The sequence below is a fragment of the Bradyrhizobium sp. U87765 SZCCT0048 genome (assembly GCF_018131225.1).
In the GTDB taxonomy this organism is placed as follows: domain Bacteria; phylum Pseudomonadota; class Alphaproteobacteria; order Rhizobiales; family Xanthobacteraceae; genus Bradyrhizobium_A.
The window spans coordinates 123,223-147,136 of sequence record NZ_JAFCMM010000005.1 but is presented as its reverse complement, the minus strand read 5'-3'; the positions used below and the strand labels follow the sequence as shown (position 1 = coordinate 147,136).

The 23,914-nt window shown below is 68.2% G+C and carries 21 protein-coding genes; 7 read left to right on the top strand and 14 right to left on the bottom strand.

Going from position 1 to position 23,914, the window contains the following annotated elements:
- Positions 1–123: 123 nt before the first annotated feature.
- Together JQ639_RS27410 and JQ639_RS27405 are read left to right on the top strand one after the other, a co-directional pair.
- The gene (locus JQ639_RS27410) at positions 124–765 is read left to right on the top strand and encodes a TetR/AcrR family transcriptional regulator (RefSeq protein ID WP_211962408.1); all 642 of its coding nucleotides are present in this window, start codon (positions 124–126) and stop codon (positions 763–765) included.
- A gap of 153 nt (positions 766–918) precedes the next feature.
- Entirely contained in the window at positions 919–2,175 is a 1,257-nt protein-coding gene (locus tag JQ639_RS27405; RefSeq protein ID WP_211962406.1) for an MFS transporter, read from the top strand.
- 84 nt (positions 2,176–2,259) lie between these two features.
- Here the strand turns inward: JQ639_RS27405 and JQ639_RS35435 are convergent, their stop codons facing one another.
- Entirely contained in the window at positions 2,260–3,231 is a 972-nt protein-coding gene (locus tag JQ639_RS35435; protein WP_249122813.1) for a hypothetical protein, read from the bottom strand.
- Positions 3,232–3,722: 491 nt separating this feature from the next.
- Here JQ639_RS35435 and JQ639_RS27395 point away from each other — a divergent pair, with 491 nt between their 5' ends.
- The 3 genes from JQ639_RS27395 to JQ639_RS27385 all read left to right on the top strand — a co-directional run bounded on the left by JQ639_RS27395 (position 3,723) and on the right by JQ639_RS27385 (position 6,631).
- Positions 3,723–4,397, top strand: a complete 675-nt coding sequence (locus JQ639_RS27395) for a response regulator transcription factor (RefSeq protein WP_211962404.1) — start codon at positions 3,723–3,725, stop codon at positions 4,395–4,397.
- Positions 4,394–5,770 carry a sensor histidine kinase gene (locus JQ639_RS27390; RefSeq protein WP_211962402.1) on the top strand — a complete coding sequence of 459 codons (1,377 nt, stop codon included), beginning with the start codon at positions 4,394–4,396 and terminating at the stop codon, positions 5,768–5,770. Before JQ639_RS27395 ends, JQ639_RS27390 begins: the two co-directional genes overlap by 4 nt.
- A 216-nt stretch (positions 5,771–5,986) precedes the next feature.
- Entirely contained in the window at positions 5,987–6,631 is a 645-nt protein-coding gene (locus JQ639_RS27385; protein WP_211962400.1) for an outer membrane protein, read from the top strand.
- A 61-nt stretch (positions 6,632–6,692) separates the two neighbouring features.
- Here JQ639_RS27385 and JQ639_RS27380 read toward each other — a convergent pair whose 3' ends face one another.
- From JQ639_RS27380 to JQ639_RS27370, 3 genes are all read right to left on the bottom strand, one after another.
- Complete coding sequence (locus tag JQ639_RS27380) at positions 6,693–8,318, bottom strand: serine hydrolase domain-containing protein (RefSeq protein ID WP_211962399.1); 1,626 nt, start codon at positions 8,316–8,318, stop codon at positions 6,693–6,695.
- 55 nt (positions 8,319–8,373) lie between these two features.
- The gene (locus JQ639_RS27375; protein ID WP_211962398.1) at positions 8,374–10,098 is read right to left on the bottom strand and encodes a cation:proton antiporter; all 1,725 of its coding nucleotides are present in this window, start codon (positions 10,096–10,098) and stop codon (positions 8,374–8,376) included.
- 77 nt (positions 10,099–10,175) lie between these two features.
- Entirely contained in the window at positions 10,176–11,015 is an 840-nt protein-coding gene (locus tag JQ639_RS27370; protein ID WP_211962397.1) for a cysteine hydrolase family protein, read from the bottom strand.
- A 90-nt stretch (positions 11,016–11,105) separates the two neighbouring features.
- Here JQ639_RS27370 and JQ639_RS27365 point away from each other — a divergent pair, with 90 nt between their 5' ends.
- On the top strand, positions 11,106–11,933 hold the full coding sequence (locus tag JQ639_RS27365) for an AraC family transcriptional regulator (protein WP_211962396.1): 828 nt from the start codon (positions 11,106–11,108) through the stop codon (positions 11,931–11,933).
- Positions 11,934–11,945: 12 nt separating this feature from the next.
- On the opposite strand, the gene JQ639_RS27360 is transcribed toward JQ639_RS27365, so the two are convergent.
- The 10 genes from JQ639_RS27360 to JQ639_RS27315 all read right to left on the bottom strand — a co-directional run bounded on the left by JQ639_RS27360 (position 11,946) and on the right by JQ639_RS27315 (position 22,633).
- Entirely contained in the window at positions 11,946–12,266 is a 321-nt protein-coding gene (locus JQ639_RS27360; protein WP_211962395.1) for a 4Fe-4S dicluster domain-containing protein, read from the bottom strand.
- Positions 12,263–13,891 (bottom strand): FAD-dependent oxidoreductase, encoded by a 1,629-nt coding sequence (locus tag JQ639_RS27355; RefSeq protein WP_211962394.1) that lies wholly within the window; start codon positions 13,889–13,891, stop codon positions 12,263–12,265. The genes JQ639_RS27360 and JQ639_RS27355 overlap by 4 nt, the downstream gene beginning before the upstream one ends.
- A gap of 350 nt (positions 13,892–14,241) precedes the next feature.
- Positions 14,242–14,880, bottom strand: coding sequence for a 2-hydroxychromene-2-carboxylate isomerase (locus JQ639_RS27350; protein ID WP_211962392.1), 639 nt, complete (start codon positions 14,878–14,880; stop codon positions 14,242–14,244).
- 235 nt (positions 14,881–15,115) lie between these two features.
- Positions 15,116–15,832 carry an ABC transporter ATP-binding protein gene (locus tag JQ639_RS27345; RefSeq protein ID WP_211962390.1) on the bottom strand — a complete coding sequence of 239 codons (717 nt, stop codon included), beginning with the start codon at positions 15,830–15,832 and terminating at the stop codon, positions 15,116–15,118.
- A complete protein-coding gene (locus JQ639_RS27340; RefSeq protein WP_211962387.1) occupies positions 15,829–16,581 on the bottom strand; it encodes an ABC transporter ATP-binding protein in 753 nt (250 codons plus the stop codon). The genes JQ639_RS27345 and JQ639_RS27340 overlap by 4 nt, the downstream gene beginning before the upstream one ends.
- On the bottom strand, positions 16,578–17,549 hold the full coding sequence (locus JQ639_RS27335; protein ID WP_211962385.1) for a branched-chain amino acid ABC transporter permease: 972 nt from the start codon (positions 17,547–17,549) through the stop codon (positions 16,578–16,580). The genes JQ639_RS27340 and JQ639_RS27335 overlap by 4 nt, the downstream gene beginning before the upstream one ends.
- Positions 17,549–18,415: a branched-chain amino acid ABC transporter permease gene (locus tag JQ639_RS27330; protein WP_211962383.1), complete on the bottom strand. Its 867-nt coding sequence runs from the start codon at positions 18,413–18,415 to the stop codon at positions 17,549–17,551. Before JQ639_RS27330 ends, JQ639_RS27335 begins: the two co-directional genes overlap by 1 nt.
- Positions 18,416–18,636: 221 nt before the next feature.
- Complete coding sequence (locus tag JQ639_RS27325; protein ID WP_211962382.1) at positions 18,637–19,836, bottom strand: amino acid ABC transporter substrate-binding protein; 1,200 nt, start codon at positions 19,834–19,836, stop codon at positions 18,637–18,639.
- A gap of 171 nt (positions 19,837–20,007) precedes the next feature.
- On the bottom strand, positions 20,008–21,819 hold the full coding sequence (gene edd, locus JQ639_RS27320) for a phosphogluconate dehydratase (protein WP_211962381.1): 1,812 nt from the start codon (positions 21,817–21,819) through the stop codon (positions 20,008–20,010).
- 190 nt (positions 21,820–22,009) lie between these two features.
- A complete protein-coding gene (locus tag JQ639_RS27315) occupies positions 22,010–22,633 on the bottom strand; it encodes a TetR/AcrR family transcriptional regulator (RefSeq protein WP_249122812.1) in 624 nt (207 codons plus the stop codon).
- 411 nt (positions 22,634–23,044) lie between these two features.
- On the opposite strand from JQ639_RS27315, the gene JQ639_RS27310 reads away from it, so the two are divergent.
- The gene (locus JQ639_RS27310; protein WP_211962380.1) at positions 23,045–23,878 is read left to right on the top strand and encodes an SDR family NAD(P)-dependent oxidoreductase; all 834 of its coding nucleotides are present in this window, start codon (positions 23,045–23,047) and stop codon (positions 23,876–23,878) included.
- The last annotated feature ends 36 nt before the right edge of the window (positions 23,879–23,914 follow it).

Sequence of the window (23,914 nt, the reverse complement as noted above, 5' to 3'; positions counted from 1 at the left end):
CACTCGCTCGCGACAAGAGAGGCATACACGCCGGTTGGCGCGTGATGGTGACACAGGAAAATGCTCCTGCGGCGGTAAATATTATTGACTAACTCGTAAGTCAATAATATTCTGGGTTCCAGAATGCGAGACCGCACACTGAAGGCCGACACCCCCACGAAGCGCAGGGAACGCCGCAAGGCCGAACGCCCCGGCGAAATCCTCGACGCCGCGTTCGAGGAGTTCGTGGCGAACGGCTATGCCGCCACCCGTCTCGAGGACGTGGCCAAACGCGCCGGGGTCACCAAGGGCACGATCTACTTCTACTTCGACACCAAGGAGCGGGTGTTCGACGAGATGATCCGCCACGTGTCCCGACCGCTGCACGATGAGCAGATGGCCTTCCTCAAGACGCTTGAGGGCCCCTACCGGACGCAACTGCACGATCTGATCGTCTATCTCTATCGCCGCTTCGGCGACGAGCGCGCCTCGCGCGAGACGTTGCGCTTCATGATCGCGGAAGGCGCGCGCTTTCCCGACCTCGTCGAGCGCTACTACCAGGAATTCATGGAGCCGCTGGTCGAGCATGTGCGCATGCTGGTGGAGGCCGGCATCGCCGCCGGCGAATTCCGCGACACCACGGCACGGCGGTTTCCCGAGCTGCTGCTCAGCCCTTCGCTGCTGCTGGATGTGTGGCGGCTGGTGTTCGACAAGCGCCGCCCGATCGACGTCGATGCGTTCGTCGCCGCGCAGCTCGACCTGCTGATGAACGGCCTCGCCACCTGACGCTGGCGGCGGCACAAGAGGGCAATACCGGTCCTGACGATCGCCTCACGGGCGAAGCCACCCCTGGGCGCATGGCTCGCAGTCCGGCAGCCGCTACCCTTCAAGGCCGGGCTGGTCCATAACGGCGCTCCGATCCCTCCCGCCGACGCCATCATGCTATCGCCTCCCGAGCCGCAACCGACGACCGGACTGAAACTGTTCGCCCCCATCGTGGTGCTGGCGTGCGGCCACATGCTGTCCAACATGGTGCGCACCCTGCCCGCGGTGTCGATCGACCTGATCGCGGCCGACTTCCACGCCGATCCCGCGGCCATCGGCTCACTGGCCGGCGCGTATCATTTCGCGTTTGCAGCAAGCCAGATTCCACTCGGGGTCGCGCTCGATCGCTTCAGCGTGCGCACCGTGTCGCTGTCGCTGCTGATCGCCACCATGCTCGGCGCGACCTTCGCCGCGTTCACACAGACGCCACTCGCCTTCTGCATCGCCCAGATCCTGCTCGGCATCGCCACCTCCGGCATGCTGCTGTGTCCGGTGACCTACGCGGCGCGGCGCCTGCCGGCCGCCAAGTTCGGGATGTGGACCGGCATCATCCTCAGCCTCGGCAACTGCGGCATGATCCTGTCGGCGAGCCCGCTGGCATGGCTGGTCGACCGCACCGGCTGGCGCGGCGGCTTCGTCGTCGCCGCCGGCATGGCGATCGTGATCGCGCTGATGGTGTCCGTGGTCGTCAAGCGCGACCACACCGACGCCGCGCCGCGCCGCGTGCTCGACGAGGCGCTCGGTGTCTTCCGGCTCGGCTTCTCCCGGCCGCTGCGCGGCGTCATCGTGCTGGCGTTCTTCTCGCTGGCGATCACGCTGGTGCTGCGTGGCGTATGGGGCGGCCCGTGGCTGATGAACGTCAAGGGCCAGTCACGCTTCGACGCCGGCCAGGTCCTGCTCGCCTTCACCCTGTCGATGATCGTGGGGCCGCTGCTGATCGGCGTGATCGACCGCCGCCTCGGCCAGCGGCGCGCGCTGGTCATCGTCTGCCACACCCTCGCCGCGCTGGCGCTGGTGGCGATGGCCTGCGGTGGTCCGGGCGGCCTGCTGTCGAATGCGTTCGGCGTGCCCACCCTGTCGCCGGCGACCGACGGCGCGCTGCTGGTGGCGATCGGCTTCTTCAGCTCCGCCCAGCCTCTGCTCTACGCCATCACACGGCAGGTGGTGCCGAGCGAGGATACCGGCAAGGCGCTGTCGGCCGTGAACCTGTCGTTCTTCTTCGGCACGGCCATGATGCAGGCGACCACAGGCATCGTGGCCGCGCGCGTGTCCCTGCCCGCGGCGCTGCAGGTGCTGGCCTTCGGGCTGCTGTTGGGCGTGGCCGTCTTCGCATGGCTGACGCGGCCGGCACGGACCCGCACCGACGGCTGACCCGGAACGCGCCGGCGCCAGGGCGCCGCGATCCGGGAGCACGGCGATCCGCAACGCTGCAATTCCCCGGTGGGGACCGGCCGATCAGATCCGGCTGCGGGTCTTCTGCGACGCGTCGTAGATCTCGATGCGGAGCATCGGAAAGCGACGCAGCAGGTCGGCACCGGCAGTGCGCGCGGCATTGGCGTCGTCGTACTGGTTCTTGAAATGGCCGTCGACCACCAGCGTGAAGCCCGTCGTCGGCGGAATGTCCGCGCGGGGGTTCGGCTTTGGTGGCATCGCGGGCGCCGTCGGCTTCTTGACCAGCACCTCGCCGGCAGCCGGCCGGGCGGCCGGCTGGGCCGCCTGCGGCGCGACCTGGCTCGCGGCGGCCTTGGGCAGGGTCAGGGGCTGGGAGCGCGACGGCGCGGCCTGGGTTTCGTTGGTCATGCGTGCGCCTCTCGCATCGTTCGTCACCTCACTGCGTTGTCCAGTTGTCATGATCGTCAGGAGATCCACCGGCTCAGCCGAAGACACTGCGGATTTCGCCGCTGCCCCCTTCGCCGCCTTGCCGTCCGTACCGTGATCCACGCTGGTTTTGCCGTTGGGCCGGGCACCTGCGGCCACGCCTTCGGCGCCGCCTGGGGCACCCGAAGCCGGGCTCGGCGTCGCCTGCGATTCGAGACTCGCGTCGGCCACGTCCTTGATAGCAGTCTTTGTGCTGCTCTTGCGAGATGTCTTCTCGGTCGTATTGTCGCTCGGCAACTTGTCCGCCGTCTTTTCGGTGGCCTTGCTGCCCCCCTTGACCGCCCGGGTGACAGCCTTCGGGGCCGCCTTGGCGGCCGTTTTGGCCGCACCCTTGGCTTCGGTTTTGGGGGCGGCCTTGGCCACGGGTTTACTCTTGTCGCTGGACTTCGCGGCGGATTTGGCCGTCGCGACCGTCCGCGCCGTCGAGCGTGACGCCACCTTCGCCGGCCAGGCGGCCTTTGCCGCCGTCCTGCCGCCCGTCGGTTTCTTCACGTCGCTGGTTTTGGATTTGGCACCGGCCCGCGCGGGCGCCTTCGTCACTTTGGCCAATCGTCCGCCCTCGAATTCGGCTGGCCTTGTAACACACGCGACCCATTACGCAACGCGGGACAGACCGTCATCCTCAGCAGCATCTCATGCAGATTCCATGGACAAGTTCCCGTCTTTCGCCGCCGCCGATCGGTCACCGGCGCGCCACCATCGTCCGGCGCCTTGCCCTGCCATGAGATGAGTAGCTGACAACGCAGCCGCGCCCGATCCGTTCCCGCACAGGGCAGGTCTGTGCCGATGGCCATGAGATCGTCATGAGACGGCCATGACCCGGCCCCGGACCACGACGCCCCTCGTGGAGGCGCCGCGGTCCGATTTAGAGCGATTTCAACCCCAACCCACCCGCCCCTCCGCAAAAGCGCCGCCAGGCGCGGCAAAATGTGGCTGGCAGCCCGTCTCGCGGCAGAAAAGATTGCCGGCACAATGTTCACGCAATCCTGGCCGTCACAATGCGAGCCGGGGGTCGAGGGGGTCTGCATGAGGCGGGACAAATGCGTCTGTTACTGGTGGAAGACGAAAATGAGATGGCGGCGGCATTAAGCGAAGCCCTGCTGAAGTTCGACGTGGTGGTTGACCGGGTGTTCTCGCTGGACCTCGCACGGGAGGCAGTGGCCGATCCGGTGCACGATGCGATCATCCTCGACCGGCAACTGCCGGACGGCGACGGGCTCAGCCTGCTGCCGCACCTGCGCGCCAGCCAGTCGGGCGTGCCGGTCATCGTGCTGACGGCGCGGGGAGACGTCAACGATCGCGTCATGGGCCTCGACGCGGGCGCGGACGACTACCTCTCCAAGCCGTTCGCGCTCGAGGAATTGCTGGCGCGGTTGCGCGCGGTGCTGCGGCGACCTCCGGCGATGGCGCCGGCGGTGGCGCGTGTCGGCCAGCTCGTGTTCAACTTCGGCAACCGCGAGGTCAGCGTCGGCGGCCAGCCGATCGAACTGCGCCGTCGCGAACTGCTGGTGCTGGAAACGCTGATGCGGCGTCACGGCCGCACCGTGCTGCGTTCGGCGCTGGAGGAAGCGGTCTACAGCTTCGACGACGAGATCCAGTCCAACGCGCTGGACTCGCACATCTCGCGGCTGCGCCGGAAGCTGGACACCCATCAGGCGGCGGTCGAGATCCACAACATCCGCGGCGTCGGCTATCTGCTGAAAGCCGTGGAATGAAGCTGTTCCGGCGCGGATCGCTGAAGCGGCGGCTGATCTGGCAGCTGCTGGCGCTGCAATACGCCATTCTGACCGCGCTGGTCGCGGTCATCGTGATGCAGCTGATTCGCGCAGATCTCGGTGGGCAGCTCATGGACACCGACGCCACCGAGGTGGTCGGCCGCGCGATCCGGCGGGGGCCGGACGGCAAGCTGACCATCGCCGACACCGCCGACCTGCGGGCGCTCAAGGCCGACGCGCCGGGCCTGTGGTTCGTCGCACGCAACGCCGCCGGGGAGGAAGTCACCGGCGGCACCGTGCCCGAAGCCTACCGATCGATGGCCGGCGCGCTCGACCGCATCAGCTTCGCCGATATCCGCGACACCAAGGCGCCCTACAACCTCGCGGCCTCGGTGCGCAGCACCGAGACCCAGGAAGGCACCGTCACGGTGCTCGCCGGCGCCGGCCGCATGGTCGGGCTGGCGTTCGCGATCGTGATCCTGTCGCAGCTCGTGCTGATCCCGATCCTGATCCTGCTGGCGCTGATCGCACTGATCGCGATCCCGCTGATCATCGGCCGGGCGTTCGCCGGCATCGCCACGGTCGCCGCCCATGCCGGCGAGATCGATATCGATCGTCGCGGCACGCGGCTGTCGGTCGAGCGCATTCCCGCCGAGGTCGAGCCGCTGGTGCATGCCATCAACGGCGCGCTGCAGCGGCTCGACGACGGCTATGAGCAGCACCAGCGCTTTCTCAGCGACGCCGCCCACGAGCTGCGCACGCCGATCGCCATCCTGCAGACCCGCCTCGAGCTGCTGCCCGCAGGCGCAGTGCGCACCCGCCTGAAGCTCGATACCGGCCGCATCGCCGCGCTCGCCGAACAGCTGCTCGACATGCAGCGCCTCGACCGCGCCGACAGCTTCACCGCGATCGACCTCTGCGACGTCTGCCAGCAGGTCGCCGCGGACCTCGCGCCGATGGCGATCGCCTCCGGCTATCAGTTGTCACTGGAGACGCCGAAGACTGCCGTGACGGTGAACGGCGATGCCAGCGCGCTAACGCGGGCGATCACCAATCTTGTGCAGAACGCGATCGAGCATGCCGGCAGCCGCGGCACCATCACCATCGCGGTCGGCAGTGACGGCGCCATCGACGTCACCGACGAAGGCCCCGGCATTCCCGAAGGCGAGCGCGAAAAGATCTTCGCGCCGTTCTACCGCCTGCAGCCGCAGGACCGCGGCGCGGGCCTCGGCCTCAACCTCGTGCGCGACATCGTGCGCCGCCATGGCGGTGAAGTCTCCGCGCTCGCGGCGCGCGCCGGTGCGCATTTCCGCATCATGCTGCCGCTGACCTGCACGCCCGCGCACCTGCAAAGGCGGGTAAAGGAAGCGTGAAGGCGCCCGACGCCGATCTCGAAATATTTCTCAAAAATTGTCCACATGCCGCACGCCATCACAATGTAGCGGCAATGCTCACCGGCAAAATCGTGTCTGTCCTCGCTGCGATCAGCGAACGACACGAGCCATGTCGGAGAGCTGCGATGAACACGCATGCGCCGACCCCATGCAGTTGCGCGCGGCGACGTCCGCGCCGAAGTCCGGAGTCCTGCGATGCTGTCGCGCAAAGCTCTCGTCGTCGTGGCCGTGGCCGCCGCACTCGCGCTGTTCGGCGCGAGTCTCGCCCGTGCCGATGACTACTACTCTCCGCGTTACGCCAAGGCGCCGACCTATTACGCGCCACCTCCGTTCCAGTGGAGCGGCATCTATGTCGGCGCCCATGGCGGCCTCGCCTTCACCGAGGCGCCGAACCCGTTCGCCGGTCGCAACGGCCCGGCCCTCGGCCTGCAGGCGGGTTATCTCCTCCAGATGGGCATGCTGGTCGGCGGCGGCGAGATCGAGGCAAGCTATCTCGGCAACAACGAGCATCAGGTGCCTGGCGGCAAGCTGGAGGAAACCTGGCGCGGCGCGCTCAAGGGCCGCGCCGGCGTCGCCTTCGACCGCACTCTGCTCTATGGCACCGCCGGCCTCGCCCTGACGCGCTACAACGGCGCCGACGGCCTGCAGAACGGCTCGTCGCTCAACATCGGCTACCTGCTCGGCGGCGGCATCGAACAGGCGTTCGGCAGCAACCTGACCGCCCGGGTCGAGTACAACTACATCGGCACCCCCGACGTCTCCGTGACCTCGATCTGGGGCACCCAGCATCGCGATATCGACAGCCACGTGCTCAAGGGCGGCGTCAACTATCGCTTCTAGCGCGCGTCCGCTTTTGATGCCATCGCGAGGGGCACGCCACGCGCCGCCCCTCGCGCGCCCCTCAGCCGCCCTGCGGCGTCTCCAGCCGCCCGACCAACGTCGGCATCTCGATCGGCCCGGCGTTGACGTTGACGCTCCGGCTGAAGCGCATGTACGGCCCTTCGAACACGCAGACGACCGTATCGCGGAACGCACACTCCACGAACGTCCAGGTCATCACCAGCGTCCGCGCATCGCGCCAGGTCCCGCTCGCCACCACACGCATCCGGTCGGGCTGATAATCGTGGTGCAGCTTGTAGCCGGTCATGGTGGTGTCGCCCTCGACCGGATGGCCGAGGCCGACCTCGATACGATGCGTGCCGCGATCGTCGGTCAGCGCGAAGGTGCAGCCGCCGTCATGGAACGTCAGGCGGATCGACCTGACGCCGTCGCCATTGTCGGGAAAACGGTAGGTGTTCGCCGACACCTGTGGCGCCATCGGCGATGTCGTCGGCGCCGGCACGGGAATCAGCTGCAGGCTGGCGGTATGCGCCGCCAGCGCCTTGAAGGCGCGATCGTCCCGCGCCGTGCTCGCCGCGATCATCTTCGGCACCTGCGCGAACACCAGTTGCGGAAAGCCGCTCTCGACGGGAATGCCCGCCGTCGTCGCCAACACGATGTTCTCCGTGGGGAAGACGAACGCGGTCTGGCTGAACAGGCCCGCCGCATAGTACGCGCCGCCCGGCCCGAGCCACCAGTGATAGCCGTATCTGTCGTCGACATGGGGCGCGTGCGATGTCGCGACCCAGTCGGTGGGCAGCACCTGACGCCCGTTCCAGCGGCCGTTCTGGAGCTGCAGCACACCGAGCTTGAGGCTGTCGACCGTCTTCCAGCTAAGGCCGTTGCCACCGGGCGTGAGGTTGTTCGGCCCGAGCGGCCAGTCATAGCCGGTGATGTCGAGCGGCTCGAACAGCCGCGGCTTGAGATAGTCGGCGAGCGGCTGGCCGGTGACCCTGGTCACGATCGCCGACAGCAGGAACGTCGCGGCGCTGGTGTAGACGAACTTCGTGCCCGGCTGGAACACCACCGGAATCCGGAAGAACTCGGCGACCCAGTCGGTCTTCGTCCGCCGCCACTCCGCGCCCGACGTCATGTGCGCATGGCCCGTGCGCATCGTCAGCAGGTCCTCGACGGTCATCGCCGCGAGCTTGTCGTCGATCCGGTCCGGCAGCTCGCTCCTGAAGAACGACACCGCCTTGTCCTGCAGCGTGAAACGCTTTTCCGCCAGCGCAAGGCCGACGCCGCAGGCGGCGACGCTCTTGGTCACCGAATGCATCTTGTGGACACGATCGGCGCGGTAGGGCGACCACCAGCCCTCCGCCACCACGTGGCCGTTGCGCCACAGCATGAAGCTGTGCAGCTCGAAGCCGCTGCGGTCGACCTCGTCGAGAAAGCCGAGGATGGCGGTGGGCGACAGGCCCTGATCCTCCGGCCGGCTGCGCGGCAAGCCGTCCGGGGCGGACGACCGTCCCTGCGCGAGGCGAAAGCCGAGGCCGGACGGCGCCAGCGTCGCAGCGCATCCGCCAAGCAGGAGATGCAGAGCGCGGCGCCGCGACGGATAGCCGCGAAATCCGGCACGCGCGCCGGCGAGCGGCACGTCACCGGCCATAGCATCCGCACGCATCGCATCGTCCGGCGTCGCCGCCATCGCTCTCTCCCCGCCCGACCGGGCGGCAACCGTCACCGTCGCACGACGGCTGGCCTCAAGGCAGCACCTCGCCGCGGTCCTTGAGCCGCTCGTCGAGATCGGCGCGCTTCTCGTCCAGCAGGCCATCGTCGATGGCCTCGATGACGTCGAGCAGCTCGTGGGCGTCGCCGAGCCGCGGCACGGTGACATAATCGGCGCCGGCGGCATAGATCTCGGCGACGTCGCCGAGCACGTCGGCGGTGGCGATGATGCGGGCGTCGGCGTTGAGCGAGCGGACGTGGCGCACCAGCTTCTCGTTGTTGGCGCCGACCAGCAGCGAATCAGGCACGCTGAGGATGATGATCTCGGCGCTGCCGACTCCGGCATGGGTCAGGGTGTCGACATTGCTGATGTCGCCATAGGTGACGTTGAGCCCGCGCGCACGCAGGTTGTTGAACACCACCGGGTTAAAGTCGACGACGCCGATGTCCTCCAGAAGCGCGGCGTTCTTGCGCTCGATATCCGACAGCAGCGCGCTGGCCGCGCGGAAGAAGCCGAGGATGACGATGCGGCGGCCGCCATGGCCCTCGCCATGGCCACCCGCCTCCTCGCCGCCGTGGTCGAGATCGCGCAGCCCGAGCCCCTTGAGGGTGGCCACCGACCAGCGGCTGATCGGGTCGCTCTTGGTGATGGCGAACGTCGACAGCACGGCAAGGATGACGAAGGCGAACGACACCGCGCTCGAGGTCGCCGTCGTCAGATGCCCGGCGGCCATGCCGACCTGGATCACCACCAGCGAGAATTCGCTGATCTGCGACAGGTTGAGCGCCGGCAGCAGGCTCGCCCGCAGGCCCTGTTTCATCAGGTAGAGCGGCACGAAGGTGGTGAGCAGCCGGCTCGCCACCGTGAACGCCGCGATGGTGAGCGCGAAGCCGACCACTGACAGGCTCGGCACCGGGATGGTCATGCCCAGCGAGACGAAGAACAGCGTGATGAAGAAGTCCCGCAGCGTCGTTACCTTCGCGGTGACGTCGAGCGCATAGGGGAACGTCGACAGCGACACGCCGGCGACCAGCGAGCCCATCTCGCGCGACAGGTGCAACCGCTCGGCGATCTCGCCGATCAGGAAGCACCACGCCAGCGCGCCCAGCAGCACCAGCTCCGGCCGCCGCGCCACGCGCTGGAACAGCGGCGGCAGCACATAGCGGCTGAGCGCCAGTGCGATCGCGACGAGGGCGACGACGCGCGCGATCGACAGCAGGATGACCGTGACCTGGAGGTCCGCAAGGCTCGGCTGCACGGCGAGGAACAGGATGGCGAAAATATCCTGTAACACCAGGATGCCGAGCGTGATGCGGCCCGGCAGGGTGTCGAGCTCGCGCTTCTCATACAGCACCTTGACGATGATAACCGTGCTGCTGAGGGCGCAGGCGACAGCGAGATACAGCGCATCGAAGCCGCCCTTGCCGAGCGGCAGGCCGATCGCCATGAAGAACGCCACGCCGAGCACGCAGCCGCCGATCAGCTGGCCGCCGGCGCCGAACAGGATGACGCGGCCGGCGCGGACGATCTTCTTGAGGTCGATCTCGAGCCCGATCATGAACAGCATGAAGATCAGGCCGAGCTCGGAAATGGTGTTGATCGATTCCCGCTCCTTGACCCAGCCCATGCCGTAGGGGCCGACGACAAAGCCGCCGATCAGGTAGGCGAGAATCAGCGGCTGGCGCAGGACATGCGCAAGGAGGCCGAGCCCCCAGGCGAACAGGATGCACAGCGTGATGTCGCGGATGAGTTCGGCCATGCCACCCCCGGGGTTTCTCCCGGGGATAAAAGGCAAATCAGCCGACCATTGCAAGCTGCAATCCAGTCCCGCGCCGCTCAGTCCCCGGCCAAGTCCCCGGCCAAGTCCTCTGCCAGATCGCTTGCCAGCTCGCCTGCCATGCCGCCGATCCAGCCCACCACCGCGTCGGTGCGCGTCAACGCCACGCCGATGGCGGCGACCTCGGTCAAACCCCTGTCATAAACGCCGGACACCGCATCGGTCGGCAGCGCAAGACGAAAGTCACGCTCGCTCGCCTCGTACAGCGTGGTGCGTGGGCAGTTGGGGAAATTGCAGCCGGCGAGCACGATGGTGTCGACGCCGAGGTGCCGCAGATGCGGCTCCAGTGTGGTGCGGTAGAAAGCGCCCCAGCGCGGCTTGTAGATCACGTGCTCATTCCCGGCGAATGAGCCATTCGCTGCGAATGAGCCATTCGCTGCGAATGCCCCATTCGCCGTCAGCGGCTGCGCCTCGCCGGCCAACAGCCGTGCGGCGTCGAGCCGCAGCTCCGGCGCCGGCTTGAGCGCCGTGACGATCTCCGCGCCGTCCGATCCCGGCGCAACGATGTGCCCGCCGGCGCGCAGTTGCGGCCGGCGCACCGGCTCGGCGTCGGAGCCATCGGGCGCATACAGCCGCACGACATGGACGATCGGCCGCCCTGCCGCGCGGAACGCCGCGAGCAGGCGCGCGATGTTGGGCACCACCGCCATGGTCCCGGCGATCTCGGCCGGCGCGCCCGGCAGGGTGAAATCGTTCTGGACGTCGATGACGACGAGTGCTGCGCCGGCGGCGCGCGGCGCGATGCCGTTGTCGTCCGCGCCATCGGCGGCGATGGCGTCGCGCAGATTCGCGGCGCGGGCGCCGGCGCGGCGCGATCCGGTGAGACGGTGGTCGAACATGGCGGTCTCCTCATGAGTCCTTCGCAGTTGCCTGCGGCGGGCGGCGCGATAGGATCACGGCCCGTTCCGCAACACCCGTGCGATCGATCCATGCGACAGGCCAAGCGATCCAGAGAATCGGCCAGCGGCGAGATCAGCGGCGCCGCCGCGCTCGCGGCCCTGGATGCGCTGCCGCGCTCGCGCTCCGGCGGCTTCCGCTTCGCGTTCGGCGCCGCCGATGCACCCCGGCGCCATGCGCACGCCCATGGCCAGCTGGCGTTCGCCCCCACCGACCTCGTGACCATCGTCGTCGCCGACCGGCTATGGATGACCTCGCCGACCAGCGCGGTGTGGATTCCGCCGCGTGTCCTGCATGAAGTCCATGCCACCAGCGGGCGCGAGATGTGCAGCCTCTATCTCGCGCCGCGCATGGCGGCGCGCCTGCCGGCGACACCATCGACGCTTGCGGTATCGCCGCTGCTGCGTGAATTGCTGTTGCGGCTCGCCGGCGACACCACGACACGATCGGCGCGCACGCGCTTCGTCGCCGCCGCGCTGGTCGAAATCGCCGCCGGCCTGCGCGCCGCGGACCGCTCCACGCCGCAGGTGGCGATGCCAGTGGGCGTGCCGCGGCTGCAGCCGATCGCGGATGCGCTGGCTGCAGACCCAGCCGATATGCGTTCGCTCGACGACTGGGCGCGCATCCTTGGCAGCAGCACGCGAACGCTGTCGCGCGCGATCCGTGCCGCGACAGGGCTGAGCTGGCGGGAGTGGCGGCTGCGGCTGCGGATGATCGACGCCGCGCGGCGGCTTGCGACCGGCGCGCCGGTGAAGACGATCGCCCATGACGTCGGCTATGGCACGCCGACCGCGTTCATCGCCGCGTTCGCACGGATGTTCGGCTCGACGCCGGGCGAGGCCCTGCCGCGCCGCCGCTGACGCCGCGCGGCTTCAGTGCCCGAACAGCTGGTAGCTGCGATCGGCGTCGCGCTGGCCACGCGTGCCATCGGCCCAGCCGACGGCGCGGCGGTAGCTGCCGAGCAGTTCGCCCTGCCTGAGCGCCACGACATCGACCGGATGCGGCGCGTCGGCGTAGGGCGACACGAACAGCGCATCCTCCGGACAATACAGCTCGCACAGGAAGCAGGTCTGGCAGTCGCCCTGCCGGGCGATCACCGGCAAGCCGTCGGTCTTGTCGAACACGTTGGTCGGGCAGGCCGACACGCAGATGTTGCAGGACGTGCAGCGTTCGGCGTCGATGACCTCGATCATTCCGCCGCCTCCGCGAAGGCCGCCTCGGCATGCGGCCGGCTTGACGTCCAGACCGCGTCGAGGCCGCCGGTGGTGATGTAGTGGCGCTGCCGCGGATCGAGCTCGGTGTAGTCCTCGCGGCGGTGCATGCCGCGCGTCTCGGTGCGGGCCAGCGCGCTACGGTACATCCAGCGCGCGGTCGCCAGCATCGCAGCGGCCTCGCGGCTGCGCAGCGCATCGCCCTGGGACGCCGCATCGGCCTCGGAGACGTCCCGCCACAACGTGTCGAGCCGCGCCAGCGCACCATCGAGCCGGCCGGCGTCGCGGAAGTAGTTCAATTCATAGGGGAAGACCTCGCCCTGCACCGCCTTCGCAAGCTCCGCCGGCGTGACCGCCGGGCGGGAGCCACGGCGCAGGCCGACCGTGCCGGCCCGCGCCGCCGGGCGGGCGCGCACGGCCCCGCGCCGACGCGCATGGTCCGCAGCCCCCTCCCCCGCCCAGAACCCCGACGACATTGCCCAGGCGGCATTGTGGCTGCCGCCGCCGGTGAAGCCGCCGCAAATCAGTTCGCGCGTCGCCGCATCGCCCGCGGCATAGAGGCCGGGCACCGTGGTGGCGCAGCTGTCGTCGACGATGCGCAGGCCGCCGGTGCCGCGCACCGTGCCCTCGAGACGCAGCGTCACCGGGAAGCGCTCGGTGAAAGGATCGATGCCGGTGCGGTCGAGCGGCAGGAAGAAGTTCGGCTGCGACACCCGCATCGCCGCCTGCGTCGCCGCATCGGCCTTGTCGAGTTGGGCATAGACCGGGCCGTTGAGCAGCGCCCGCGCGATCGCCGAGCGGCCCCCCTTCGACGCCGCGCCAGGCACCACGCTGCCGTCCTCGTAGGTGAACGTCGCCCAGCCGTAGAACAGCGTCTTGGTCACCGAGCCGAATGCCGGCGAGATCGCATACGGGTTCGAAAACTCCATGCTGGTCAGTTCCGCGCCGATCTCGGCGCCGAGCAGGTAGCCATCGCCGGTCAGCACGTTGGAGCCCAGCGTCTTGCTGAGGAAGGCGCAGCCGCCGGTGGCGATCACCACCGCGCCGGCGTGGACCACCCAACGGTCGTCCTTCTGGCGGCGGATGCCGGCGGCGCCGGCCACGGCCCCGTCATCGTCGCGCAGCAATTCCAGCGCCGGGCTGTGGTCGAGAATGGTGACGCCGGCCTGCTTCACGCGGCGGCGCATCAGGCGCATGTATTCGGGCCCCTGCAGCGAATTGCGCTGCGGCCGGCCGCTGGCGTCGGTCGGATAGGGATAGCCCCACGCCGCGAGCTGGTTGCTCAGCGCATAGGTGCGGTCGAGGGTCCGCGCCATCCAGCGCCGATCCTGCAGGTAGCCACCGTTCTTCTCGCGACCGGCCATCGCCGCCTCGCGCAACGCCGGATCGGGATCGATGTACCAGACACCGGTACCGGCCGCGGCGGTCGCACCCGATGTGCCACAAAAGCCCTTGTCGGCGAGCACGACCCGCGCGCCGCGCTGCGCGGCGCTCACCGCCGCCCAGGCGCCGGCCGGGCCGCCGCCCAGCACCAGCACGTCCGCCTCGAACGCAACTGCTCCCTCTTCCGCCACCAACTGCTCGGCGCGATTGATCCGACCCGCCATCGCTCACGTCCCCGCTCCGCACGTATTGAACCGGAGCGGTCCCAAACCGTGCACCAAACGACGACATGGTCGCCGACAGATGCGTCTGTGGCAATTTCAGAGTTCGCGCGGGTTTTGGATGAAGCTTTTATGCGGACGCGGTTGCGGAGAACGATCGTGCAGAAACGAAGCGTCCCCGCTTCTTGCTATGAACGGAATACAAGATCATGCGAAACGAGCAAGATACCTGTGGTCGAGCTCGTCATGGCCGCGCTTGTCCCGGCCATCCCGCTTAGAAGGGCAGTGCTCACCTGATCGGGATGCCCGCGACAAGCGCGGGCATGACCATGGAGGTCGGGAGTTTCACCGCCTCACAGCGTCTCCGGCGGCAGGATCGGCGCACGGCCGGAGGCGATGGCCTGCTCCAGCAGGTCGAGGCGATCCTGGCCCCAGAACGGCTCGCCGCGATAGAAGTAGAAGGGCGCACCAAACAGCTTGCGGTCGATGGCGTCCGCCGTCAGCGTCTTCTCCTGCGCGACGAGATCGGCATCGTTCGCCTGCGCCAGGAGCTTCCGGCCATCGAGCCCGCTTGTGTCCGCCAGCCGCACCAGCGTCTCCGGATCCTCGACATTGAGTTCATCGGCCCACACGGCTTTGAGACCGGCATGGGCGAACGCCATGACATCCTGCCCGTCGCGCAGGGCGGCGAGCAGCATGCGATGGCCGACCGTCGGATCGGCGGGATAGAACTTCGGCCAGGTCACCAGCGGAATGTTGCGGATCGCCTTCCAGCGCTCCATCTCGACGATGCGATAGGCCTGCCGGCCGAGCGGCCGCTCGCGCACCGGCTTGCCGCCACCGGCGGAGAACAGCGCATAGAGGTCGATCGGCTTGAACACGACCTCGATGTCGCGGCGCGCCACGATGTCCTGGAAGGTCAGGCTGCCGATGTAGGACCACAGCGAGATGAAGCTGAAGTGGTATTCGACCTGGGGACGTGGGGTGGTCATGGGCAAGTACTCGTCAGATGGCAGATGGAAATCGATCGTATCACGTTGAATGCGCTCATTCCGTCACCCTGAGGTGGCCATGCGGAGCATGGCCCTCGAAGGGCGACGGCCTGAACTTATCAACGCAATCAGCTTACACGAGCGCGAGACGCCGGGGCCGCTCATCCTTCGAGGCTCGCGTTGCTCGCACCTCAGGATGACGGATAACGAGCGATACGGCAAAGGCATTGCTGCCTCACAACCCCAGATACGCCGCGCGCACCGCCGGATCGCGGCCGATGGCGTCGGCGGTGCCGCCGGCCACCGTGCGGCCCTGGTCGATGACATAGGCATGATCGGCGAACTCAAGCGCCGTGGCGACATCCTGCTCGACCACGAGAAGGCTGGTGCCGGCCGCGTTGACCTGGCGCAGCGCCGCGATCAGCTCGTCGACGACCTTGGGCGCGAGTCCCAGCGACAGTTCGTCGATCAGCAGCAGACGCGGCGATGCCATCAGGCCGCGGCCGATGGCGCACATCTGCTGCTCGCCGCCGGATAGCGTGGACGCGTCCTGCCGCCGCCGCTCGCGCAGCCGCGGGAACAGCGTGAACACATGTTCGATGTCGCGGGCGATGCCGTCGCGATCGCTGCGCAGATACGCGCCCAGCATCAGGTTGTCGTGCACCGAGAGGCTGGCGAACAACCGCCGCCCTTCCGGCACATGGACGACGCCACGGCGCACCATGTCGACCGGCGACGTCGCCTCCACCGTTTTACCGTCGAGCCTGATCTCGCCGGCGGACGGCGTCAGCAGGCCGGACAATGCCCGCAGGATGGTGGTCTTGCCGGCGCCGTTGGAGCCGATCAGCGCCACCACCGAGCCCTGCGCCACCGTCAGGTCCGCCTGCCACACCACCTGCACGTCGCCATAGCCGACGGCGAGGCCGCACACTTCCAGCAGAGGATTGCTCATATGCCCGCTCCCTTCTGGCGTTCGGCGTAGCGGCGGCCGAGATAGGCCTCGATCACGCCTTCGTCGCGCATCACCGCTTCGGTCGGCCCGTCGGCGACAAGACGTCCCTGGTGCAGCACCACGAGACGGCTGCAGGCGCGCGCCACCACCTTCATCAAATGCTCGATCAGAAGCACGGTGATGCCACGGTCGGCGATCGCCTGGATCAGCCGCAGCGCGTCGTCGATCTCGCTGCTGTTGAGCCCGGCATTGACCTCGTCGAGCATCAGAAGCTTGGGCTGCGCCGCAAGGCTCTTGGCAAGCTCGAGGCGCTTGCGGCCGGCAAGCGTCAGCGATCCCGCCGGCTTGTCGGCCTCGCGCGTGAGACCGCAGAACGCCAGATGCGTGTCCGCGGCGCGCGCGGCTTCCGCCGGCGTCGCGATGCCGCCGGCGAACAGCGCCGCCGCGGCGACATTGTCGCGCACCGACAGGCGCGGAAACGGCTGCACGATCTGGAAGGTGCGGGCGATGCCGGCGCGGGCGACACGGTCCGGGCGCAGGCCGTCGATGCGGCGGCCGTCGAACACGATGGTGCCGCGCGTCGGCTTGAGCACGCCGGTGACGACGTTGACGAACGTGGTCTTGCCGGCGCCGTTGGGGCCGATCAGGCCAATCACTTCGCCCAAGTTCAGGCTCAGCGATACGCCGTCGAGGGCGACGAGGCCGCCGAAGCGGCGCGACACATCGTCGAGAGTGAGCAGCACGGTCATGGCGTGTCCCCTCCCTGCGCGTGCGGCTTGGGCGGCGGGCTGCGTCGCAGCCATGCCCACAGGCCGCGCCCGCGCAGGTCGCGCAGGCCGCCCGGCAGGAACAGCACCAGCGCCACCACCAGCAGGCCGAGGATGCCGGCATGGAATTCCAGGCTGTTGCGCCAGATCAGCTCTTCCAGCCCCAGAAACACGAACGCGCCGATCACCGGCCCGATGATGGTGCCGACGCCGCCGAGCAGCGCCATGATGATCGGCTTGACCGACAGCGACACGTCGTAGACGTCAGTCGGATCGATATAGGTGGTCCAGGAGGCGTAGATCGCGCCGGCCGCGCCGATGAACAGGCTGGAGATCGCGAACGCCGTGACCTTGGCGCGGCGGGTATCGACGCCGATCACCTGCGCCGCATCCTCGTTCTGCTCGATGCAGCGCAGCGCGACACCGAGCCGCGCGCGGTCGATCCACAGCGACGCGAGCAGCGCCAGCACCGCCACCGTCGCCATGGCGACGAGGAAGAGTTGCGCCTGTGTCGTGCTGCTGCCGCCGACCAGCGGCACGTTGAGGCCCATGCCGCCGCCGGTCAGCGTGGTCCAGGAGTTGGTGACCTCGCGCAGCACATCGGCGACGACGAGGCTGCCGATGGCGAAGTAGTGCCCGCGCAGATGCAGGATGGCGAGGCCGAGCAGCAGCGCGAACAGCGCCGTGACGACGCCGGCGCCAACCCAGGCGGCGATCAGCGGCACGCCGGCGGTGAGCGCGATGCCGCCGGCATAGGCGCCGAGGCCGAAGAACGCCGCGGTGGCGAACGACGGATAGCCGGAGAAGCCGCCGACGATATTCCAGGCGGTGGCGAGCGCGACGTACATCGCGACCGTGGTGGCGAGCCGCAGCAGATAGTTGTCGCCGAACACGATAAGGCCGGCGACGACGACGGGCACGGCGAGGAAGGCGAGGACGCGGCCGGTCATCAGTTGAACCCCCGCCGCCCGAGCAGACCGGTCGGCCGCACGATCAGCAACACGATCAGCAGCAGGAAAGAGATGGTCAGCGCATTCTCCGGCCCCAGCGCCAGCGCGCCAAAACTCTCGATGACGCCGAGGGCGAAACCACCGACCACGACGCCGGGCATGCTGCCGAGGCCGCCGAGCACGCAGATCACGAACGCCTTGCCGAGATAACCGCCGGACGACACCGGCGACACCGGGAAGATCGCCGCCAGCAATGCGCCAGCCGATCCCGCCATGAAGGTGCCCAGCGCAAACGCCAGCGCATAGGTGCTGCGCACGTTGATGCCCATCAGCGCCGCGGCGTCGCGGTCCATGCGCACCGCGATGATAGCGCGGCCGAGCTGGGTGAAGCGCAGCACCAGCCACAGCGCGCCGACCAGCAGCAGCCCGACGGCGGTGGCGTAGACGCGATCGACCGGCAGGATGATGGAGCCGAATTCGAGGATGCCCGGCGGCGGCTGCAGGTTGATCTTGCGGTAGTCCGCCTTGAACGCCGCCAGCATGGCGTTGTCGAGAAAGAGATTGAGGCCGAAGGTCAGCACCAGCGTGATCAGCACGGGACGGCCCATCACCGGATTGATGGCGATCCGCTGCAGCACATAGCCGAGCGCGAAAGTAACGAGGCCGGCGACCGGTGCGAACACGAACGGGCTGACGCCCCAGTACTGATGGGCGAAGAACGCGAGGTAGCCGCCCAGCACGATCAGCGAGCCGTGCAGGATGTTGATGATGTTGAGCACGCCCCACACCAGCGAAAAGCCGGCCGCGATGCAGGCATAGAGCCCGCCCAGCGCCAGGCCGTTCACCAGCACCTGTATCCAGAGCATTGTTGGTCTTTCAGAATTTCTCGCCGCTGCGCCCATCTGGAGCAACCGCGCAGGCTTAATCCCCGGCGTCATGGCCGGGCTTGTCCCGGCCATCCACGTCTTTCATGCTGAGAAGCCGCAAGACGTGGATGCCCGCGACAAGCGCGGGCATGACGCTGAATTTAATCGAAATGCACCCGCTCTCTCGCGATGGCAAGTGCTCTACGGGACAGCCGCCCGCGTCAGTTCGCCGGCGCGGCGCGGAATTCGCCGGTGGCGATGTCCGCAGGGTAGACCACCTGCACCTTGCCTTGCTGGATCTGGTATACCGGCGGGACGTAGGAATTGGCGATCCCGGTCGGGCCGAACGACACCGGCGCGAAGAAGGTCTTGAAGCCGCCCTTTACCAGTTGCTCGCGCACCGCGGCGCGGTCCTTGCTTCCGGCACGCTCCACCGCCTGCTGCAGGATGACGCCGACGGCAGCGCCCGAGGCCTGGGTGAAGTCCGGCTCGCTGCCGTACTTGGCCTTGAACTGGTCGACGAAAGCGCGGGTCGAACCGAACACGTCCTCGCTCTTGTAGTTCAGCACCGGATGAAACCAGCTTGCCGTGGTGACGTTCTCGGCCAGCGGGCCGACGGCGTCGATCCACTCCTGGTAGGCCGGGCCGTTGATCAGGGTGTAGATCTGGCCGCCAACCTTGAGCTCGCCCGCCTGCTTGCGCACCAGGATGAGGTCGTTGATATAGCCGGTCACCACCACCCAGTCGGGCTTGGCGGCGCGCAGCTGGGTCAGCGCCGAGGAATGGTCCAGCGTGCCGATCGGATACTTCTCGAAATACACCACCTCGAAGCCGCGCTTCTTGGCGCTCTTCTCGAACTCGTTGCCGAGCGACAGCGGATAGAGATCGTTGCGGGCGAGGATGGCGACGCGCTTCACCGTCGGCAGCTTGGCCTTGATGAGATCTGCGATCGGCTCGCTCAGGGTCGAGTTGTCGGTGTAGAGGCCGAACAGGTTCTTGTAGCCCTGGTCGAACACCTCGGCCGAGGAGGCGCTGGAGGCGAGCAGCGGCACGCCATACTTCTCGGCCACTGCGCTGACCGCCTTGGCCGCGCCCGAACCGAACGGCGAGAACAGGAAGTCGACCTTGTCGTCACTGATCAGCTTCTCGGCGAGCTGCACGGCCTTGGGCGTCGTCGACTGGTAATCGTAGTACACCAGCTCGACCTTGAACGTCTTGCCGCCGGCCTTGATGCCGCCGGCGGCGTTGACCTTGTCCTGCCACAGCTCGTAGCCCTGCTTCAGCTTGGCACCTTCGGGGGCGAGCGCGCCGGTGATCGGCAGCGGCGCACCGATGCGCAGCGCCTCGTCGGCACGCGCAACCGAAAGCGAAAGCGTGGTCGCCGCAAGCGCGACCGCCGCCAGTGAGCGAAGCATTGTCATTCCATCAACTCCATTGTCGTCGAGGGTTTCGTCTCCGCGACGCATCGGGTGGAGTCAATCGATGCCCTCAAGAAAGCAACGCCATACCGCGCAGGCGCTCCGCCGCAAAATCAATGCGATGCAATCCTCCGTATACGGAGGATATTGTTCCTGCACGCCCAAATAGATGCGTCAGCCGAATACGCTCGCACCGTGCGCGGCCCCGGCCGCCGCATGGCGAAACACCCCAAAAAGCTCGCGACCGCAGCCAAAAGCGCTGTCGGAGAGGTCTTCGGTGGCGAGCGGACGCGCCGCCCACTCCGCCGCATCGACCTCCACGGTGAGCGTACCGGCCTCGGCGTCCAGCGACAAAACGTCGCCGTCGCGCAGACGGGCAATCGGGCCGCCTTCGGCCGCCTCCGGCGTGACATGGATGGCGGCCGGCACCTTGCCGGAGGCGCCCGACATCCGCCCGTCGGTCACCAGCGCCACCTGATGCCCCCGCGCCATCACCGATGACAACAGCGGCGTCAGCTTGTGCAGCTCGGGCATGCCGATGGCCTGCGGGCCCTGGAAGCGCACCACCGCAACGACATCGCGGTAGAGCTCGCCGGCCTTGAACGCCGCCTCCAATGCCTCCTGGCTGTGGAAGACGCGCGCCGGCGCGCGCACGCGGCGATGCTCGGGCTTCACCGCGCTGACCTTGACGATGGCGCGGCCGAGCGTGCCGTCGAGCACCTTGAGGCCGCCATGGTCGGAGAACGGTTGCGCTGCCGGCCGCAGCACGGCGCCGTCGCGGCTCGCCGCCGGCGCGTCGCGCCAGCGCAGCGCGTCGCCGTCGAGCCAGGGCTCCTGGCCGTAGTCGGCGAGCGAGGATCCCGCGATGGTCCGCGCGTCGGGATGCAGCAGGCCGGCGCCGACCAGTTCGCGGATCAGGAAGCCGGTGCCGCCGGCGGCCGTGAAGGCATTCACGTCGGCCGAACCGTTGGGATAGATCCGTGTCAGCAGCGGCACCACGTCGGACAGCGCGGCATAGTCGTCCAGCGTCAGGACGATGCCGGCGGCGCGGGCCATCGCTGTGAGATGCATGACATGATTGGTTGAACCGCCGGTGGCGTGCAGCGCAACGATGCCGTTGACGAAAGCGCGTTCGTCGAGGACGTGGCCAACCGGCGTATAGGCGTTGCCGAGCGCGGTGATCGCCAACGCCCGCGTCGCCGCCGCCCGCGTCAGCGCGTCGCGCAGCGGCGTGTCCGGATTGACGAACGCGGCGCCCGGCAGGTGCAGGCCCATCACCTCCATCAGCATCTGGTTGGAATTGGCGGTGCCATAGAATGTGCAGGTGCCCGGCGCATGGTAGGCCGCGCTCTCGCTCGCCAGCAGTTCGGCGCGGCTGGCCTTGCCCTCGGCATGGCGCTGGCGCACGCTCGCCTTCTCCTCGTTACTGATGCCCGACGGCATCGGCCCCGCCGGCACGAACACCGCCGGCAGATGGCCGAAGGTCAGCGCGCCGATCACCAGCCCCGGCACGATCTTGTCGCAGACGCCGAGAAATACCGCGGCATCGAACATGTCGTGCGACAGCGCGATCGCGGTCGCCATCGCGATGACTTCCCGGGAGAACAGCGACAGCTCCATGCCGGGCCGGCCCTGCGTGACGCCGTCGCACATCGCCGGCACGCCGCCGGCGACCTGGGCGACGCCGCCGGCATCACGCGCGGCCTCTTTGATCAGGTCGGGAAAGCGCGCGTAAGGCTGATGCGCCGACAGCATGTCATTATAGGCGGTGACGATGGCGAGGTTCGGCACCACGTCGCCGGACAGCGCCGCCTTGTCGGACGCCCCGCAGGCGGCAAAGCCGTGCGCGAGATTGGCGCAGCCGAGCACGCCGCGACGGGGACCGCGCCGCGCGGCGGCGTCGAGGCGTGACAGATAGGCCTCACGGGTCGGCTTGCTGCGTGCGACGATGCGGGCGGTGACGTCGGCGATCGATGTCCGGACCATGGCGAGTGTCCTGCTGCTCGGGCCGTCGCCCTTCGAGGGCCTCGCTTCGCGAGGCCGCCTCAGGGTGACGGATCACGTGGATTAATCGCACGGCAAAGCGGCAGTTCCGCGACAGGCGGGACTTCACATTGACCCGAACGAGGAACAGCGCCCTTCATTGCGGCGGACGAGATCCGGCCGCCGGCGGCGATCAGCAGATCGAGGGCAGCAGCCGCCTGACCTCGGCCACCAGATCGGGGATCGCGCGGGGATCGTCGGCGAGATGCTTGAGCAGGTAGCGCTGGAACAGGCCGTCGAACAGCGCATAGAGCACGCCGGGGGACACCACCGGCGTCTTGCCGCCGAGTTCGGCGTAACGCGAGGCGATGCGCCAGACCATGTTCTCCAGGCTCTGGTCGATCTCCAGCACGTCGCCGCGGAACGCGTCCTCGAACAGCGCCTGGGAGCGCAGATCGTACCACAGGCGATGCATGCTGGCGTCGTCGCGCAGCGTCTCGGCGAGCTTGGCAGAGAAGCCTTCGAGCAGTTCGTCACGGCTGCGCGCGGTCGCGCTGACATCGTCGTAACGCGTCACGCACTTCGCCTTGTAGTGGCGCACGCAGCAGCAGATCAGGTCGAGCTTGTCGGCGAAGTAATAGTGGAACACGCCGTGGGTGAATTCGGACTTCTGCGCGATCTCACGCAGGCTGGTACGGGCATAGCCGAGTTCGCCGAGGGTCGCGAGCGCCGCCTCCGCGAGCTCGATCCGCCGGGCGTTGAACTTCTCTTCGCGCAGGGCCTCGACCACGTCGGCGACCCGCTGCTTCGCACTCATCTGCCGCACCATTCCTGTCGCCATCCCCGCTCCGGTCGCGACCATCGGCCACGCCGGTGGCCCGTCTGCCGCAGCCCGAAGACTGTGGCCGGCCGGCGCTCCGATCGCAATCGCTATCGTTGTGTTCATGGCCAATCGGATCCGTCTTGACAACTGTCTAATTCTGATTTGACATCCGTCAAAATTAATTTTGACAATTGTCCAAGGAAACGCGCCCCGATCCGGGGAGGGCTCGGCGGCCATGGTCTCCACGCGAGGCCCGTTCGGCACTGTTCCATCACGACCATCGACATCCGGCGTTCACGCCCGCGCCCGCGCGCACCCTGCCTCCGGCAACCTGTTTCCGGGGCCGGATCGCGGCCGGCTGCCCGCCGGGAACAACAGGCAACGACAACAAACGGAGGAAGCGACATGGACGGACAACGACCTGACGAACACCGATCTGGCGGACAACGGCTCGCGGGCCGCACCGCGCTCGTCACCGGCGGCGCGCGCGGCATCGGCGCCGACCTCGCCGCGGCGCTGGCGAAGGCCGGCGCGGCGGTGATGATCGGCGACATTCTCGCAGACGATGGCCGCGCCACGGCCGCGGCCATCGCCGGCAGCGGTGCGCGCTGCGGCTTCGTGCCGCTCGACGTTACCAGCGACGCGCAGTGGGAGAAGGCCGTCGCCACCACGACCGCGGAGTTCGGCGGCTACGACATCCTCGTCAACAATGCCGGCATCGAGATCGCGGCGCCGCTGATCGAGGTGGCAGCCGAGGACCTCAAGCGCATGTTCGATATCAACGTCGTCGGCACCGCGCTCGGCATGAAGCACGCCTTCCGCGCGATGCGGCCGGGCGGCACGGCCGGGCGCGGCGGCGCCGTGGTCAACATCGCCTCCGTCGCCGCGACCATCGCCTTCCCGGCGATCGCAGGCTACTCGGCCTCCAAGTCCGCCGTCGACCGCATGACGCGGATCGGCGCCGTCGAAGCCGGCAAGCTCGGCTATGGCGTGCGCGTCAACTGCGTCTATCCCGGCCTCATCGCCAACGCGATGGGCATCAACCTCGCCAACGAGATCGTGCGCTTCGGGCTGGCGCCCGATGTCGAAGGTGCGGTCGCCATGGTGCTGGCGCAGACGCCGCTCGGGCGGCTGTGCGAGCAGCGCAACGTCGCCGACGCCGTCGTGTTCCTGTGCTCCGACGAAGCCGCCTGCATCACCGGCGCCGGCCTCGCCGTCGACGGCGGCATGGGCACCTGACGCCGCGACCATCACAACGACACATCAAAGAGGATT

What these genes read in the sequence shown, in the direction of transcription:
- JQ639_RS27410 (WP_211962408.1), top strand. Translation starts at nt 124, where the DNA reads ATGCGAGACCGCACACTGAAGGCCGACACCCCCACGAAGCGCAGGGAA.
- JQ639_RS27405 (WP_211962406.1), top strand. Translation starts at nt 919, where the DNA reads ATGCTATCGCCTCCCGAGCCGCAACCGACGACCGGACTGAAACTGTTC.
- JQ639_RS27395 (WP_211962404.1), top strand. Translation starts at nt 3,723, where the DNA reads ATGCGTCTGTTACTGGTGGAAGACGAAAATGAGATGGCGGCGGCATTA.
- JQ639_RS27390 (WP_211962402.1), top strand. Translation starts at nt 4,394, where the DNA reads ATGAAGCTGTTCCGGCGCGGATCGCTGAAGCGGCGGCTGATCTGGCAG.
- JQ639_RS27385 (WP_211962400.1), top strand. Translation starts at nt 5,987, where the DNA reads ATGCTGTCGCGCAAAGCTCTCGTCGTCGTGGCCGTGGCCGCCGCACTC.
- JQ639_RS27380 (WP_211962399.1), bottom strand. Translation starts at nt 8,318, where the DNA reads ATGGCGGCGACGCCGGACGATGCGATGCGTGCGGATGCTATGGCCGGT.
- JQ639_RS27375 (WP_211962398.1), bottom strand. Translation starts at nt 10,098, where the DNA reads ATGGCCGAACTCATCCGCGACATCACGCTGTGCATCCTGTTCGCCTGG.
- JQ639_RS27370 (WP_211962397.1), bottom strand. Translation starts at nt 11,015, where the DNA reads ATGTTCGACCACCGTCTCACCGGATCGCGCCGCGCCGGCGCCCGCGCC.
- JQ639_RS27365 (WP_211962396.1), top strand. Translation starts at nt 11,106, where the DNA reads ATGCGACAGGCCAAGCGATCCAGAGAATCGGCCAGCGGCGAGATCAGC.
- JQ639_RS27360 (WP_211962395.1), bottom strand. Translation starts at nt 12,266, where the DNA reads ATGATCGAGGTCATCGACGCCGAACGCTGCACGTCCTGCAACATCTGC.
- JQ639_RS27355 (WP_211962394.1), bottom strand. Translation starts at nt 13,891, where the DNA reads ATGGCGGGTCGGATCAATCGCGCCGAGCAGTTGGTGGCGGAAGAGGGA.
- JQ639_RS27350 (WP_211962392.1), bottom strand. Translation starts at nt 14,880, where the DNA reads ATGACCACCCCACGTCCCCAGGTCGAATACCACTTCAGCTTCATCTCG.
- JQ639_RS27345 (WP_211962390.1), bottom strand. Translation starts at nt 15,832, where the DNA reads ATGAGCAATCCTCTGCTGGAAGTGTGCGGCCTCGCCGTCGGCTATGGC.
- JQ639_RS27340 (WP_211962387.1), bottom strand. Translation starts at nt 16,581, where the DNA reads ATGACCGTGCTGCTCACTCTCGACGATGTGTCGCGCCGCTTCGGCGGC.
- JQ639_RS27335 (WP_211962385.1), bottom strand. Translation starts at nt 17,549, where the DNA reads ATGACCGGCCGCGTCCTCGCCTTCCTCGCCGTGCCCGTCGTCGTCGCC.
- JQ639_RS27330 (WP_211962383.1), bottom strand. Translation starts at nt 18,415, where the DNA reads ATGCTCTGGATACAGGTGCTGGTGAACGGCCTGGCGCTGGGCGGGCTC.
- JQ639_RS27325 (WP_211962382.1), bottom strand. Translation starts at nt 19,836, where the DNA reads ATGACAATGCTTCGCTCACTGGCGGCGGTCGCGCTTGCGGCGACCACG.
- edd (WP_211962381.1), bottom strand. Translation starts at nt 21,819, where the DNA reads ATGGTCCGGACATCGATCGCCGACGTCACCGCCCGCATCGTCGCACGC.
- JQ639_RS27315 (WP_249122812.1), bottom strand. Translation starts at nt 22,633, where the DNA reads ATGAGTGCGAAGCAGCGGGTCGCCGACGTGGTCGAGGCCCTGCGCGAA.
- JQ639_RS27310 (WP_211962380.1), top strand. Translation starts at nt 23,045, where the DNA reads ATGGACGGACAACGACCTGACGAACACCGATCTGGCGGACAACGGCTC.